Annotated in this window: 1 protein-coding gene; it reads left to right on the top strand. The window is 46.9% G+C overall.

Annotation, left to right across the window (positions count from 1 at the left end):
* Nucleotides 1-275, top strand: a 275-nt coding sequence (locus BN338_RS09785) for a class I fructose-bisphosphate aldolase (protein WP_156809284.1), incomplete at both ends; no start/stop codon positions are given.

Below are 275 nucleotides of genomic sequence, written 5' to 3'. Positions count from 1 at the left end.
GGATTGTGCCGATTGTTGAGCCGGAAGTGCTGATGGATGGACCGTCGTGCGGGCATTCCATTGCGCGTTGCTTTGAAGTCACACGCACTGTTTTACAGGCTGTCTTTAAAGAATTGTTTGAAGCCCGTGTCGTTTTAGAGGGGATGATTTTAAAGCCAAATATGGTGATTGATGGCAAAGATGCGCGCAAGGCTGGTGTTGAAGAAGTCGCTGAAAAGACTGTCCATATGCTTAAACAAACCGTACCTTCCGCTGTTCCAGGAATTGCTTTTCTT

It is taken from the genome of Bartonella queenslandensis AUST/NH15 (genome assembly GCF_000312585.1).
Classification (GTDB): domain Bacteria; phylum Pseudomonadota; class Alphaproteobacteria; order Rhizobiales; family Rhizobiaceae; genus Bartonella; species Bartonella queenslandensis_A.
This window is presented reverse-complemented; position numbering and strand designations above follow the sequence as displayed.